The following is a 14806-nucleotide window of genomic DNA, read 5'->3' as shown; positions in this document are numbered from 1 at the left end:
CCGGCGGGTGGCCGGGGTCGGGTGCGGCGGGTCGGCGGGGCGCTCACCGGACGGGAGCGGCGCGGCGTCGGAGAGGCGCGGCGTCAGAAGGGCGCGGCGTCAGAGAGGCGCGTACAGGACGAAGACGTTGCCCGACGGGTCGCGCAGGACGGCGCGCGTCTCGTGCGGCCCCTCCTCGGGGGCGCGCACCACCTCGCCGCCGCGCGCCGCCAGCTCGCGCACGGCCCGCGCCACGTCGTCCACCTTGTACGAGGGCGCCGCCGTGTCGGCGACCTGCTCGGCGGGGCCGGCCAGCGCCACGGTCACGCCGCCGCCGTCCAGCGCGGCGAACCTGTCGCCGTCGCGGAACTTCACCGGCAGCCCGTAGAAGGCGATCGCCTGGTCGAGGTCGGCGACGGGGATGAGCACGTTGCCGAGCTTGCCGAGCACGCTCACAGGGGTCTCCAATGCGGTAGGTCGTCCACGAACGTCACCCGCACCGGCATGCCGATGCGGACCTCATCCGGCGCGCAGCCCACGACCTGCCCGAACACGCGGGCCCCTTCCGGCAGGTCCACCCAGGCCAGCACGTACGGCTCGCGTCCCCGGTAGCCGGGGGCGAAGGACCGGTGCACGACGGTGTAGGTGTGCACCACGCCGTCGCCGGAGACCGGCTCGAAGACGAGCCCGCCTCCGCCGCACCAGGGGCAGGCCGCCTCGGGGAGGTGGACCCGCCGGCCGCAGTCCGTACAGCGCTGGACGACCAGCTCGCCGCGCCTGCAGGCGGCCCAGTAGGCGGAGGTGTCACCGGTCATCGATTGCCAAGCTAGCGCACGCTTGGTTAGCGGACAAGGGCGCGTGCGCACGTGGGCACGGCTCCGCACAGCGGAGGATGCGCCGTGTGCAATTGCTCTGTCCGGCGCCGCCGCTCGCGGTGCGGAGGGCGGCTTGGGGCACAGGTCATCGCCCGGCGGCCTGGAAGCCGCCGGCTGCCCGCCGCACCCCCCACACGCAGGGGAAATGCGGCGAAAATTCATGCTCTATGGGGTTTTATAACGAATTGCGCACTTTGTCGATGGCCTCTTGGCGGCCATCAGCCACAGCTCTAGGGTGCAGTGCAATGCCACACAGCACAAGTGCAATGGCACACATACCGGAGGAGCCGCCCGCATGCCCCTGAAGTCGACGTCACCGGCCGGAGCCGTACGGACCGGGGCGGGGGCCGTCTCCCCGGTCGCGGGCGTCCGCATCACCGGTGGCCTGCTTCGTGACTGGCAGGAGCGCAACCGGCGCGCGACGATCCCGCACACCGTCGAGCAGCTCCGGGCCGCCGGCAACGTCGCCAACCTGCGCCGGCTGACCGAGGACGACGCGCCGCCCTACCGGGGCCGCTACCCGTTCCTCGACACCGACCTGTACAAGACCCTCGAAGGTCTGGCGTACGAGATCGGCCGGGGCGCGGCGGGCGAGGCCGAGCGGGAGTTCTTCGACGAGGTCGTGGGCCTGCTGGAGCGGGTCCAGGCCGAGGACGGCTACCTCAACTCGTTCTTCCAGGACCCCGCCGCGGCCAAGAAGCCGTGGGAGGACCTCGCCTGGGGGCACGAGATGTACAACCTCGGCCACCTCATCCAGGCCGCCGTCGCCGCCTCGCGCCGGATGGGCGACGACCGGCTGCTCGCCGTGGCGGTCAGGTTCGCCGACCTCGTCGTACGGCGCTTCGGCGAGGGCCGCGAGGAGGCCGTCTGCGGCCACCCCGAGGTGGAGATGGCGCTCGTCGAGCTCTACCGGGAGACCGGCGAGCGCGACTACCTGACACAGGCCGCGCTGTTCGTCGAGCGGCGCGGCCGGGGCCGGCTCAGGCACAGCATCTTCCCGCCGGAGTACTTCCAGGACCACGTGCCGCTGCGCGAGCTGCCGTCGGTCACCGGGCACGCGGTGCGCATGGCCTACCTCGCCGCCGGGGCGGCCGACGTCGCCGTCGAGACCGGCGACCGCACGCTCCTCGACGCGCTGGAGCGCCTCTGGGACGACATGGTCGCCACCAAGCTCTACATCACCGGCGGGCTCGGCAGCCGGCACTCCGACGAGGCCATCGGCGACCGCTACGAGCTGCCGTCCGAGCGCGCCTACAGCGAGACCTGCGCCGCCATCGCCACGATGCAGTGGGGCTGGCGCATGTTCCTGGCCACGGGGAGCGCCCGACACCTCGACGTCTTCGAGCGCGTGCTCTACAACGCCTACGCGGTGGGCCTGTCCGCCGACGGCAGGGCGTTCTTCTACGACAACCCGCTCCAGCGCCGCCCCGACCACCAGCAGCGCAGCGGCGCCGAGACCGGCGGCGAGGAGCTGCGCCGCTCGTGGTTCGGCTGCCCGTGCTGCCCGCCGAACATCGTGCGATGGATGGCCCAGCTCGGCGACTACATGGCGGCCGAGCGCGACGGCGTGCTCTACCTCGCCCAGTACGCCGAGTCCCGCGTCGAGACCGGCGACGTCGCGCTGACCGTCGAGACGGCCTACCCCTGGGACGGCGATGTCCGCGTCACGATCGAGCGCGCCCCCGGGCGTCCGTACGCCCTGCGGCTGCGGATCCCCGCGTGGGCGCGCGGCGCGACGCTGGACGGCGAGCCCGTGGCGGCGGAGGACGGCTGGCTGACCGTCGAGCGCCGCTGGGCCGAGGGGGACGTCCTGCGCCTGCGCCTGCCGATGCCGGTGCGCGCCCACGTGCCGCACCCGTACGTGGACGCGGCCCGCGGCGCGGTCGCCGTCGCCCGCGGGCCGCTGGTCTACTGCGTCGAGCAGCAGGACGTGCCGGCCTCCGTGGACGACCTCGTACTGTCCCCGGCCGATGTTGTTAGCGCAAACATCGGCGGGTCCGAGGAACTGCCGGGAGCCGTCGTCCTCCGGGTGCCGGCGGGCGTCGCCGAGCAGCCGCCGGCGGAGCTGTACCCGGAGTACGACGCGCAGCCTCCTGCCAGCCCGGCGGCGGACCTCTGCGCCGCCCTCGTCCCCTACTTCCTGTGGGGCAACCGCAGGCCCGAGGCCATGCGCGTGTGGGTCAGGTCGCGGTGACGGCAGCCCCAGGCCGCCGCCGCAACTGCAACAAGAGGAAAGAAGGCGAAATGAGGAGATCGGCCGCCCTCGCCGGCGTCTCGGTGCTCACCACGTTGGCGGTCGCGGCGTGTGGCGGCGGCGGGAGCGGCGGGAAGGGCACCGCGGCCTCGGGCTCCGAGGCCAAGGCCGCCGCCTCCGGCGGCACCGTCCACGTCCTGCAGACCGCCGACTACTCCCACCTGGACCCGGTCCGGGGCTGGGACGGCGGCGTCAACAACTTCTACCGGCTCATCTACCGGGGCCTGACCACGTTCGGCGCGGGTCCCGGCAAGGAGGGCACGAAGGTCGTCCCCGACCTCGCGACCAGCACCGGCACCCCGTCCGACGGCAACAAGACCTGGACGTTCACCCTCAAGGACGACATCTTCTTCGAGGACGGCACGCCGATCACCAGTGAGGCGATGAAGTTCGGCGTCGAGCGGGCCTGGGACCCGGACGCCGGCATCGGCTCGCCCTACGCCAAGCTGCTCATCGACGCGCCCAAGGACTACAAGGGTCCGTACGTCACGGGCGACCTCGACACGATCGAGACCCCTGACCCCAAGACGATCGTCTTCCACCTGAAGAAGCCGTTCGCCGACTTCGCCAGCGCGCTCGTGCAGCCCAACTTCGTGCCGTTCCCCAAGGGCACGGGCGCGGGCGGAGCGTTCGACGCCAAGCCGATCGCGTCCGGCCCGTACAAGGTGGAGAGCTACCAGCGCGGCGCGAAGCTGAAGCTGGTGCGCAACCCGCACTGGAAGGCCGCGACCGACACCGTCCGCGCCGCCAAGCCGGACTCCTACGAGATCACCTTCGGGATCGACGGCGCGACCATCGACGAGCGCATGCTCGCCGGGCAGGGCGCCGACGCCAGCGCGATCGCGGGCGCGATCCAGCCGGCCACCGTGGCCCGCATCCAGGACCCGCGCTACAAGGCGCGCACGCTGTCCGGCTACATGGGCTGCACCACGTACATGAGCCTGAACACCACCAAGAAGCCGCTCGACGACGTGAAGGTCCGCCAGGCGATCAACTACGCGATCAACAAGGACAACGTGGTCGCCGGCGACGGCGGCACGACGCTGGCCACCAAGGGCGGCGCGATCCAGCCGCCGACCATCGTCGGCCGGCTGGACTACGACCCGTACCCGACGGACCCGGCCAAGGCCAAGGCGCTGCTCGCCGAGGCGGGCCAGGGCAAGGGCTTCGACCTGACCCTCGACGTGCGCCCGGTGCCCCGCCAGCAGGGCATGGCCGTCGCCATCCAGGAGTCGCTGAAGCCGCTGGGCATCAACGTCAAGATCAACAACATGGACACGTCCACCTTCTACGAGGTGATCGGCACGCCCGCCCGGCAGCACGACGCGGCCCTCACCGGCTGGTGCCCCGACTGGTCGTCCGGCGCCACCTTCCTGCCGCCGCTGTTCGACGGCCGCAACATCGCCCAGAAGGGCAACACCAACCTCGCCCAGATCAACGACGAGGCCATCAACGAGAAGATCGACGAGATCGCCGCGATGACCGACGTCAACGCCGCCAACGCCGCCTACGGCCGGCTCGACAAGCAGATCATGGAGAAGGCCCCCGTCGTGCCCCTGCTCTACGAGAAGAACGTGACCGTCATCGGCGAGAACGTCGCGGGCGCCTACCTCCACGACTCGTACTCCGGCGGGATCGACCTGGTCTCGGTCGCGCTCAAGGACCCGAGCAAGTAGGACGACCATGACCACCGCCGCACCCTCGCACGAAGCGATGGCGGACCCCCTGGCGGGCGCGGGAGACGCGCCCGCCACGGAGGGGCGCCGGATCGCGCGCGCCCTGCTGCGCGACCGGGGCGCCGTCCTCAGCACGGTGTTCCTCGGCCTGGTCGTGCTGATGGCGATCTGCGCGCCGCTGATCTCCGCCGTCACCGGGCACGGGCCGAACGACTTCGACCCCGCCGCCGTCGACACCAACCTCGGCGGCCTGCCGCGCGGCTCGTTCGGCGGCGTCAGCGCCGACCACCTGCTCGGCGTGGAGCCGCAGAACGGCCGCGACATCCTGGCCCGCATCGCCTACGGCGCCCGCGTGTCGTTCCTGATCGCGATCTCGGCGACCGTGCTGACCACCCTGCTCGGCGTGGTGCTCGGCCTGCTCGCCGGGTTCTACCAGGGCTGGGTCGACCAGGTCATCTCCCGGATCATGGACTTCCTCATGGCCTTCCCCGCGCTGATCTTCATGATCGCGATCCTGTCGTCCCTGCCGACGGGTGACCGCTCGGTCCTGCTGGTCACGGTGATCACCGTGTTCGGGTGGCCGTACCTCGCCCGCGTGGTGCGCGGGCAGACGCTCACGCTGGTCAACCGCGAGTTCGTCGAGGCCGCCCGCGCGTCCGGCGCCTCCACCGGCGCCATCGTGTTCAAGGAGATCCTGCCCAACCTGCGCAACTCGCTGATCGTCATGACGACGCTGGCCGTGCCCGGCTACATCGGCACCGAGGCCGGCCTGTCGTTCCTCGGGGTGGGCGTCACCCCGCCGACACCCTCGTGGGGGCAGATGATCTCCAGCGCGGTGAGCTGGTACGCGACCGACCCCATGTACTTCGCGGTGCCCGGACTGTTCCTGTTCCTCACGGTGCTGTCGCTGACCGTGCTCGGGGACCGGATCCGGGCCGCGTCGGACGCGGGGGAGGCGTCCTGATGGCCCGCTACGTCGCCGGCCGGCTGGCCGGGCTCGTCGTCCTGCTGCTGCTCGTCTGCGTGTTCACGTACCTGATCTTCTTCAAGCTGTCGCCGGACCCGGCGCTGATGATCTGCGGCAAGACCTGCACCCCCGACCGCGTCGCGCAGATCCGCGCCTCCCTGGGGCTCGACCGGCCGTTCCTCACGCAGTTGGGGGACTACCTGAGCGGGCTCGTCGCCGGCCGCGACTACGGCAGCGGCCCGAACCTCGTCCACTGCCCGGCGCCCTGCCTCGGCTACTCGTTCCAGAGCAGCCAGTCGGTGACGCAGATGATCGTGGACCGGCTGCCGGTCAGCGCCACGGTCGCGGTGGGCGCGGCGGTCCTGTGGCTGATCGTCGGCATCGCCGCCGGGCTGCTCAGCGCGGTCAAGGAGGGCTCCTGGTGGGACCGCGCCGCCATGGGCCTGGCCCTCGGCGGCGCCAGCATCCCCAACTACGTGCTCGCGCTGACCCTGCAGTACGTGCTCGTGGTCAAGCTGCAGATCCTGCCGTTCCCCTCGGCGGTGCCGTTCTCCGAGGACCCGCTCCTGTGGTTCCAGTCGTACCTGATGCCGTGGCTGGTGCTCGCCACCGGCTACGCCTGCCTGTACGCCCGCCTGACCAGGGCGAACGTCATCGACACGCTGGCGCAGAACTTCATGCGCACCGCGCGGTCCAAGGGCCTGAGCCCGGCGCTCACGATGCGCCGCCACGCGCTGCGGCCCGCGCTGACCCCGATCGTCACCATCTTCGGCATGGACTTCGCCGCGCTGCTCGGCGGCGCGCTGATCACCGAGACCGTGTTCGGGCTCAACGGCATCGGCAAGATGGCGGCCGACTCGATCGCCAAGAACGACCAGCCGGTCATCATGGCGGTCACCCTGCTGGCCGCGTTCTTCGTGATGGCCGGCAACGTCGTCGTGGACCTCCTCTACACCGGTCTCGACCCGAGAGTGAGGGTGTCATGAGCGAGCTGCTCGTCGTGGAGGACCTCACGGTCACCTTCCCGACCACCCGCGGCCCCGTGGACGTGGTCAAGGACGTGTCGTTCACGGTGGGACGCAACGAGACCGTCGGCATCGTCGGCGAGTCCGGCTCCGGCAAGTCGATGACCAGCCTGGCCGTCATGGGCCTGCTGCCGCCCGGCGCCACGACGAAGGGCAGCATCCGGCTGGACGGCGTCGAGCTGCTCGGCCGTCCGGACCGGGAGCTGCGCCGGGTCCGGGGCGAGCAGGCTTCGATGATCTTCCAGGACCCGCTGTCGTCGCTGAACCCGTACTACACGGTCGGCCTGCAGATCGAGGAGATGTACCGGGCCCACCGCCGGTGCTCGCGCAAGGAGGCCCGCCGGGTCGTGGTCGAGGCGCTGACGCAGGTCGGCATCCCCGAGCCCGAGCGGCGGGCCGGCTACTACCCCCACCAGTTCTCCGGCGGCCAGCGGCAGCGCGTCATGATCGCGATGGCGCTGGTGTGCTCGCCGGCGCTGCTCATCGCCGACGAGCCGACCACCGCCCTGGACGTGACCGTGCAGGCGCAGATCCTCACCCTGCTGGCCGGCCTGCAGCGCGACAGCGGCACCGGCATGGTGTTCGTCACCCACGACCTGGCGGTGATCAGCTCGATCGCCACCCGCGTGCTCGTCATGTGCCGCGGCGAGCAGGTCGAGTACGGCGAGGCCGAGCAGGTCTTCGCCGCCCCGCGCCACGACTACACGCGGATGCTGCTGGAGAGCATCCCGCGCATCGACGACGAGGTGGTCCTGTGAGTGACGACGTCCTGCTGCGCGTGCGCGACCTGACCAAGCGGTTCACCACGCGCGGGCCGTACCGGCGCAGGAACGAGTTCACCGCGGTGGACGGCGTCAGCTTCGACGTGCGGCTCGGCGAGACGCTGGCCGTCGTGGGCGAGTCCGGGTGCGGCAAGTCCACCAGCGCGCGCATCGTCGCCAGGCTCATGGAGCCGACCTCCGGCACCCTGGAGTTCGACGGCGAGGACATCACGCACGCCGCCGGTGCCCGGCTCGCCCGCTACCGCGCCAAGGTGCAGGTCGTCTTCCAGGACCCGTTCTCCTCGCTCAACCCGCGGCACACCGTCGAGCGCATCCTCATGGCGCCGCTGGACTACCAGGGCATCGCGCCGAAGGGCGGCCGCCGGGCGTACACCCGCGAGCTGATGGAACGGGTCGGCCTCAACCCCGACCACGCGCACCGCTACCCGGCGCAGTTCTCCGGCGGGCAGGCGCAGCGCATCGGCATCGCCCGCGCCCTGGCCGTCGACCCCAAGCTGGTGATCTGCGACGAGGCCGTCTCGGCGCTCGACGTCTCCGTCCAGGCGCAGATCATCGAGCTGCTGCGCCGGCTCCAGCGGGAGAGCGGCTTCAGCTACATCTTCATCGCCCACGACCTGGCCGTGGTCCGGCAGCTCGCCCAGCGGGTCGCCGTCATGAACAAGGGCAGGATCGTGGAGCAGGGACCGTGCGACGAGGTCTTCAAGGCCCCGGAGGACCCCTACACCAGGACGCTGCTGGCCGCGATCCCCCGCATCAACCCCGAATGGGACCGCAGAAGGAGGGCCGCCCGGTGAGCATCACCGCGACGTACACCATCCCCGGCATGCACGTGCGCGAGCACGTCGTCCCCGTGCCGCTCGACTGGTCCGACCCCGGTCGCGGCGAGATCCAGGTCTTCTTCCGCGAGATCACCGATCCCGCCCGCGCCCGCGAGGACCTGCCGTGCCTGGTCTACCTGCAGGGCGGCCCGGGCGGGAAGGGCCCGCGCCCGCTCGCCCCCGACGGGTGGATCGGCCAGGCGCTGAAGACGCACCGGGTCGTCATGATGGACCAGCGCGGCACCGGCCGCAGCACCCGCGTCGACGGCCGCCGCATGAGCGCGTTCGCCACCGCCGAGGAGGGCGCGGACTTCCTCGCCTGCTTCCGCGCCGACTCCATCGTGGCCGACCACGAGCACGTGCGCGGGAGCGTCTACGGCGGCCGGCGCTGGAGCACGATCGGCCAGTCGTACGGCGGCTTCCTCACGCTGACGTACCTGTCGGCCGCGCCGGAGGCCCTGCGCTCCTGCCGCGTCACGGGCGGGCTGCCCGGGCTCGACCCGTCGGCGGCCGAGGTGTACCGGCGGACCTATCCCCGGGTCGAGGCCAAGAACAGGGAGTTCTACCGGCGCTACCCGCAGCACGTCGAACTCGCCGGCCGCGTCGCCGACCGGCTCGCGGCCGGCGACGTGCGGCTCCCCGACGGCGACGCGCTCACCGTGCGGCGCTTCCAGTCGCTCGGCATCGACCTCGGCATGAAGCCCGGCTACGAGCGCCTGCACTACCTGCTCGACGAGGCGTTCAACGGCGGCGAGCTGTCGGCGACGTTCCTGCACCAGGTGCTGGCGCGCACCTCCTACAGCGACAACCCGCTGTTCGCGGCGCTGCAGGAGAGCATCTACGGGCACGGCCCGGGCGCGACCGCGTGGGCCGCGCAGGCCGAGCGGCCCCGGCACCCGGCCTTCGCCGAGGACGCCAGGCCGCTGCTGTTCACCGGCGAGATGATCTACCCCTGGATGTTCGAGGAGATCGCCGAGCTGCGCCCGTTCCGGGGCGCGGCCGAGGTGATGGCCGCCCGCGAGGAGTGGCCGCCGCTGTACGACCCCGACCGGCTGGCCGCCAACGAGGTGCCGGTCGCCGCGGCCGTCTACCACGACGACATGTTCGTGGACGCCGGCCTGCAACTGGACACGGCCTCCCGGACCGGCAACACCCGCTGCTGGATCACCAACGAGTACGAACACGACGGCATCTCCGACCCCCGCGTCTTCGACCGGCTGGGCGAGATGATCCGCGACATGGGAGGAGAGATCACCGATGCGTGACGGCAGGCCCCCGAAGCTTTCCGAGGTCCCCGCGTTCACCGCGTACATGGACACCGGCTGGGGCACCCCCGACCGGACCCCGCCGGTCGTCCCGGGCGCCGCCCGGGCCGCGGCCGAGCACCGGGCCAGGCTGGCCGAGGCGCTGCCCGGCCGGACCCTCGTGCTGGGCGCGGGCGAGGCGCCCGTCCGCAGCAACGACACGGCCTACGACTTCCGGCCGGACAGCGACTTCTTCTGGCTGACCGGCTGCCCGGTCGAGAACGCCGTGGTGGTGCTGCGCGGCGCCGACGCCACCCTCTACCTGCCGCCGCCCGCCTACCCGGGCGACCCGGCGTTCTTCACCGACGCCAGGTACGGCGAGCTGTGGGTCGGGGCCGCGCCGGGCCTCGACGACTGGGCGCGGGCCCTCGGCGTCCCGGTCCGGCCGCTGGCCGAGCTCGCGGAGCTCGGCCTGGACCCGGCGGGCCTGGACGAGGAGACCGGCCGCACGCTGGCCGAGCTGCGCATGTACAAGGACGAGTGGGAGGTCGGGCAGCTCCGCGAGGCGGTGGATCGCACGGTCGAGGGGTTCGCCGCCGTCATCCGCGAGATTCCCGCGGCCGTGGCGGGGCCCGGCGAGCGGTGGCTTCAGGGCACCTTCGACCGTCACGCCCGCGCCTACGGCAACGGCCCCGGCTACGCCACCATCGTCGGCAGCGGCCGGCACGCGCCCACCCTGCACTGGGTGCGCTGCGACGGCCCCGTGCTGCCCGACGAGCTGCTGCTGCTCGACATGGGCGTGGAGACCACCTCCTACTACACCGCCGACGTGACCAGGACCTTCCCGGCCTCCGGGACGTTCTCCCCGGTCCAGCGGCAGGTGCACGACCTCGTGGAGCGGGCGCACCGCGCCGGGCTCGCGGCCGTGGCCCCCGGCCGCCGCTTCACCGACTTCCACCACGCCGCCATGGAGGTCATCGCGCACGGCCTGGCCGACTGGGGGCTGCTGCCCGTCTCCGTGGACGAGGCGCTGTCCGACACCGGCCAGCACCACCGCCGCTACCTGGTGTGCGGCATCGGCCACCACCTCGGCCTCGACGTCCACGACTGCGCCCGCTCCACCCCCGAGGCCTACCAGGACGCGGCCATGGCCCCCGGCATGGTCCTCACCGTCGAGCCGGGGCTGTACTTCCACGCCCACGACCTGACCGTGCCGCCCGAGCTGCGCGGCATCGGCGTGCGCATCGAGGACGACCTCCTGGTGACGGAGACGGGCGCCGAGGTGTTGTCAGGCGCGCTGCCCCTCGCCGCCGGTGAGCTGGAGAAATGGATGGCGGCCGTGGTAGAAAATGTGACATTGCACTGATAATCTCGGAATCCCCCGACAGAGGAGACCTCAGCATGACCACCGCCGCCACGCCCTGGCGCGGCATCCACGTCGCGTCGGCCCTGCCCTTCACCGACGATTTGTCCGTCGACTACGACGCGTTCGCCGACCACGTGCGCTTCCTCGCCGCCGGCGGCTGCGACGGCGTGACGCCCAACGGGTCGCTCGGCGAGTACCAGACCCTCACCGCCGAGGAGCGGGCCCGCGTCGTCGAGACCGCCGTCCAGGCCGCCCCCGCCGGGTTCGGCGTCATGCCGGGCGTCGCCGCGTACGGCGCGCTGGAGGCCCGCCGCTGGGCCGAGCAGGCGGCCGAGGCCGGGGCCACCTCCGTGCTCCTGCTCCCGCCGAACGCCTACCGGGCCGAGCGCGAGGCCGTGGTCCACCACTACCGCGAGGTCGCCAAGGCCGGGCTGCCCGTCGTCGCCTACAACAACCCCATCGACACCAAGGTCGACCTGGCCCCCGACCTGCTGGCCGAGCTGTTCCACGAGGGCCTGATCGTCGCGGTCAAGGAGTTCACCGGCGACGTGCGCAGGGCCTACCAGATCGCCGAGCTCGCGCCCGGCCTGGACCTGCTCGTCGGCGCCGACGACGTGCTGCTCGAACTGGGCATCGCCGGGGCGGTCGGCTGGATCGCCGGCTACCCGAACATGATCCCCGAGGCCACGGTCCGCCTCTACCGGCTGGCCACCTCCGGCGACCCCGCCGACCTGGCCGAGGCCGGGCGGATCTACCGCGACCTGCACCCGCTGCTGCGCTGGGACTCCAAGACCGAGTTCGTCCAGTCGATCAAGCTGTCGATGGACCTCGCCGGGCTCAAGGGCGGCGTCTGCCGGCCGCCGCGCCTGCCGCTGTCGCCCGAGCTGACCGCCCGCATCACCGCCGACACCGAGGCGGTCATCCGCAAGGGCTACAAGTGAGATCCCGCCGCACCTTCCACGCCGTCGACTCCCACACGGAGGGCATGCCCACCCGGGTGATCGTCGGCGGCGTGGGCGTGATCCCCGGCGCCACCATGGCCGAGCGCCGGCAGTGGTTCATGGACAACAGCGACGACGTGCGCACGCTGCTCATGTACGAGCCGCGCGGCCACGGCGCGATGAGCGGGGCGATCCTGCAGCCGCCCACCCGCCCCGACGCCGACTACGGCGTGCTGTTCATCGAGGTCTCCGGGCTGCTGCCGATGTGCGGGCACGGCACCATCGGCGTCGCCACCGTCCTGGTCGAGACCGGCATGGTGCCCGTGGTGGAGCCGGTCACCACGATCAGGCTCGACACCCCGGCCGGGCTCGTCGTCGCGTCCGTGGCGGTCGAGGACGGCGCGGCGACCTCGGTCACCATCGAGAACGTGCCGTCGTTCTCGTACGCGCTGGACCGCAAGGTCGAGGTCCCCGGCTACGGCGAGGTGGGCTACGACCTCGCCTTCGGCGGCAACTTCTACGCCGTCGTCGAGCTGGCGGACCTCGGCCTGCCGTTCGACCGCTCGCGCGCGGGCGACCTGCTGGCCGCCGGGCTCGCCGTCATGGACGCCGTCAACGAGCACGACCGCCCGGTCCACCCCGAGCGCGCCGACATCAACGGGTGCCACCACGTCTACCTCAAGGCGCCCGGCTCCACGGCGAAGCTGTCCCGGCACGCCATGGCGATCCACCCCGGCTGGTTCGACCGCTCGCCGTGCGGCACCGGCACCAGCGCCCGCATGGCGCAGCTCCACGCGCGGGGCGAGCTGGCGATCGGCGAGGACTTCGTCAACGAGTCGTTCATCGGCACGCGCTTCACCGGCCGGCTGCTCGGCGAGACCACGGTCGGCGGTCTGCCCGCGGTGCTGCCGTCGATCACCGGCCGCGCCTGGGTCACCGGCACCTCGCAGTTCCACCTCGACCCCTCCGACCCGTTCCCCGCGGGGTTCCTGCTGTGAGCCTGTCCCCGGTCCCGGAGCTGCCCGGCGTCGGTCCCCGAGAGAACCTCCGGGACCGGATCCGGGCCGCGCTGCGCGCCGCGATCATCTCCGGCGAGCTGGAGCCCGGCGTCGTCTACTCGGCGCCGGCGCTCGGCACGCAGTTCGGCGTCTCGGCCACACCCGTGCGGGAGGCCATGCTCGACCTCGTCAAGGAGGGGCTGGTCGTCCCGCAGCCGAACAAGGGATTCCGGGTGACGGAGGTATCGGAGGAGGACCTCGACAACCTGGCCGCCGTACGGCTGCTGATCGAGCCGCCGGCGGTGCGGGAGAGCGTGCGCGCCATCCCGGACGACGACCTCCCCGCGCTGCGCGGGCTCGCCCAGGACATCGTGGACGCCGCCGAGCGCGGCGACCTGGTCGGCTACGTCGAGGCGGACCACGTCTTCCACCTGACCCTGCTCGGCTACAGCGGCAACCCGGTGCTGGTCGAGGTCGTGTCCGGCCTGCGCTCGCGGACCCGGCTGCTCGGCCTGACCCCGCTGCTGCAGAGCGGCCGGCTGGGCCGCTCGGCCGCCGAGCACCACGAGCTGCTCGACTTCATCCAGGCCCGCGACCCGGTCGGGGCCGAGCTGATGATGCACCGCCACATCGGCCACGTCCGCGGACTGTGGGCGGGCGGCTCCGAGGGGACGACATGACCCCGGCGGCCGGGCGGTCCGGGCACTCCGCCGGCGCCGACCTCGTCGTCGTCGGCGCCGGCGTGGTCGGAGCGGCGAGCGCCTACTTCGCCGCCCTCGCCGGGCTGCGGGTGGTCGTCGTCGAGCGCGGCGCCATCGCCGGGGGCACCTCCAGCGCCGGGGAGGGCAACCTGCTCGTCTCCGACAAGGAGGCCGGCCCCGAGCTCGACCTGGCCCTGTACTCGCAGCGGGTGTGGCGCGAGGACCTCGCCGAGCACGCCGCGCTGTGGGAGTTCGAGGCCAAGGGCGGCCTGGTCGTCGCCGCCTCGGAGCCGACCGTGGCGGCGCTGCGCGGGCTCGGCGACCACCAGCGCCGGCACGGCGTCGAGGTGCGCGACGTCGGGCGCGACGAGCTGCGCGACTACGAGCCGCACCTGTCGCCGGAGCTCGCCGGGGCGGCCTTCTACCCGCAGGACGCCCAGGTCCAGCCCATGCTGGTGGTGGCCCATCTGCTCCGCCTGGCCCGGGGCCTCGGGGCGGAGGTGCGCACCGGCACCGAGGTGACGGGGTTCCTGCGCGACGGCGACCGGGTGACCGGCGTGCGCACCACCGGCGGCGACCTCCCCTCCGGGGCCGTGCTCAACGCGGCCGGCACGTGGGCCGGCGCCGTGGCCGGCCTGGCCGGCGTGCGCGTCCCCGTGCTGCCCCGGCGCGGGTTCATCCTGGTCACCCAGCCCATGCCGCCTCGCACGATCCGGCACAAGGTGTACGCCGCCGAGTACGTGGGCGACGTGGCCAGCTCCGACGCCGCCCTCCAGACCTCACCCGTGGTCGAGGGCACCGACAGCGGCACGATCCTCATCGGCGCCTCCCGGGAGCGCGTCGGCTTCGACCGCACGGTGTCCGTCGAGGCGATCAGCGCCCTCGCCGCCAAGGCGATCGCGCTGTTCCCGATGCTGCGCGAGGTCCGCGCCATGCGCACCTACCTCGGCTTCCGGCCGTACTGCCCGGACCACCTGCCCGTCATCGGGCCCGACCCGCGCGCGCCCGGCCTGTGGCACGCCTGCGGCCACGAGGGCGCCGGCATCGGGCTGTCCGCCGGCACCGGCAAGCTGGTCGCGCAGGCCCTCACGGGGCGCGCCCCCGACCTCGACCTCAAGCCGTTCGCCCCCGACCGCTTCCCGGACGCCGGTCCGGACACAGAGGAGGTGCCCCGGTGACG

General features: G+C 72.6%; 14 protein-coding genes. 12 read left to right on the top strand and 2 right to left on the bottom strand.

The window, feature by feature from the left end:
- Positions 1 to 99: 99 nt before the first annotated feature.
- Both HD595_RS05880 and HD595_RS05875 read right to left on the bottom strand, forming a co-directional pair.
- Complete coding sequence (locus HD595_RS05880) at positions 100 to 435, bottom strand: VOC family protein (protein ID WP_253766345.1); 336 nt, start codon at positions 433 to 435, stop codon at positions 100 to 102.
- Complete coding sequence (locus tag HD595_RS05875; protein WP_253766343.1) at positions 432 to 794, bottom strand: Zn-ribbon domain-containing OB-fold protein; 363 nt, start codon at positions 792 to 794, stop codon at positions 432 to 434. Before HD595_RS05875 ends, HD595_RS05880 begins: the two co-directional genes overlap by 4 nt.
- A 355-nt stretch (positions 795 to 1149) precedes the next feature.
- Between HD595_RS05875 and HD595_RS05870 the strand changes: the two genes are divergently transcribed.
- From HD595_RS05870 to HD595_RS05815, 12 genes are read left to right on the top strand one after another with little or no spacing between them, the layout of a single operon-like run.
- The gene (locus HD595_RS05870; RefSeq protein ID WP_253766341.1) at positions 1150 to 3048 is read left to right on the top strand and encodes a glycoside hydrolase family 127 protein; all 1899 of its coding nucleotides are present in this window, start codon (positions 1150 to 1152) and stop codon (positions 3046 to 3048) included.
- 50 nt (positions 3049 to 3098) lie between these two features.
- On the top strand, positions 3099 to 4784 hold the full coding sequence (locus HD595_RS05865; protein WP_253766339.1) for an ABC transporter substrate-binding protein: 1686 nt from the start codon (positions 3099 to 3101) through the stop codon (positions 4782 to 4784).
- Positions 4785 to 4791: 7 nt separating this feature from the next.
- Positions 4792 to 5748, top strand: a complete 957-nt coding sequence (locus HD595_RS05860) for an ABC transporter permease (RefSeq protein WP_253766337.1) — start codon at positions 4792 to 4794, stop codon at positions 5746 to 5748.
- Positions 5748 to 6737, top strand: a complete 990-nt coding sequence (locus HD595_RS05855) for an ABC transporter permease (RefSeq protein ID WP_253766335.1) — start codon at positions 5748 to 5750, stop codon at positions 6735 to 6737. The genes HD595_RS05860 and HD595_RS05855 overlap by 1 nt, the downstream gene beginning before the upstream one ends.
- Positions 6734 to 7534, top strand: coding sequence for an ABC transporter ATP-binding protein (locus HD595_RS05850; RefSeq protein ID WP_253766333.1), 801 nt, complete (start codon positions 6734 to 6736; stop codon positions 7532 to 7534). Before HD595_RS05855 ends, HD595_RS05850 begins: the two co-directional genes overlap by 4 nt.
- Positions 7531 to 8352 (top strand): ABC transporter ATP-binding protein, encoded by an 822-nt coding sequence (locus HD595_RS05845; protein ID WP_308211106.1) that lies wholly within the window; start codon positions 7531 to 7533, stop codon positions 8350 to 8352. Before HD595_RS05850 ends, HD595_RS05845 begins: the two co-directional genes overlap by 4 nt.
- A complete protein-coding gene (locus tag HD595_RS05840; protein WP_253766331.1) occupies positions 8349 to 9641 on the top strand; it encodes an alpha/beta fold hydrolase in 1293 nt (430 codons plus the stop codon). Before HD595_RS05845 ends, HD595_RS05840 begins: the two co-directional genes overlap by 4 nt.
- Positions 9634 to 10986, top strand: a complete 1353-nt coding sequence (locus HD595_RS05835) for an aminopeptidase P family protein (RefSeq protein ID WP_253766329.1) — start codon at positions 9634 to 9636, stop codon at positions 10984 to 10986. The genes HD595_RS05840 and HD595_RS05835 overlap by 8 nt, the downstream gene beginning before the upstream one ends.
- A gap of 35 nt (positions 10987 to 11021) precedes the next feature.
- Complete coding sequence (locus HD595_RS05830; protein ID WP_253766327.1) at positions 11022 to 11927, top strand: dihydrodipicolinate synthase family protein; 906 nt, start codon at positions 11022 to 11024, stop codon at positions 11925 to 11927.
- 44 nt (positions 11928 to 11971) lie between these two features.
- A complete protein-coding gene (locus tag HD595_RS05825) occupies positions 11972 to 12925 on the top strand; it encodes a proline racemase family protein (protein WP_420540751.1) in 954 nt (317 codons plus the stop codon).
- Complete coding sequence (locus HD595_RS05820; RefSeq protein ID WP_253766323.1) at positions 12922 to 13605, top strand: GntR family transcriptional regulator; 684 nt, start codon at positions 12922 to 12924, stop codon at positions 13603 to 13605. The genes HD595_RS05825 and HD595_RS05820 overlap by 4 nt, the downstream gene beginning before the upstream one ends.
- Entirely contained in the window at positions 13602 to 14804 is a 1203-nt protein-coding gene (locus tag HD595_RS05815; protein WP_253766321.1) for an NAD(P)/FAD-dependent oxidoreductase, read from the top strand. The genes HD595_RS05820 and HD595_RS05815 overlap by 4 nt, the downstream gene beginning before the upstream one ends.
- Positions 14805 to 14806 lie beyond the last annotated feature (2 nt).

Source organism: Nonomuraea roseoviolacea subsp. carminata, from assembly GCF_024172185.1.
Classification (GTDB): domain Bacteria; phylum Actinomycetota; class Actinomycetes; order Streptosporangiales; family Streptosporangiaceae; genus Nonomuraea; species Nonomuraea roseoviolacea.
Note: the sequence above shows the minus strand (reverse complement) of the source record. Positions and strands in the feature narration are given on the sequence as shown.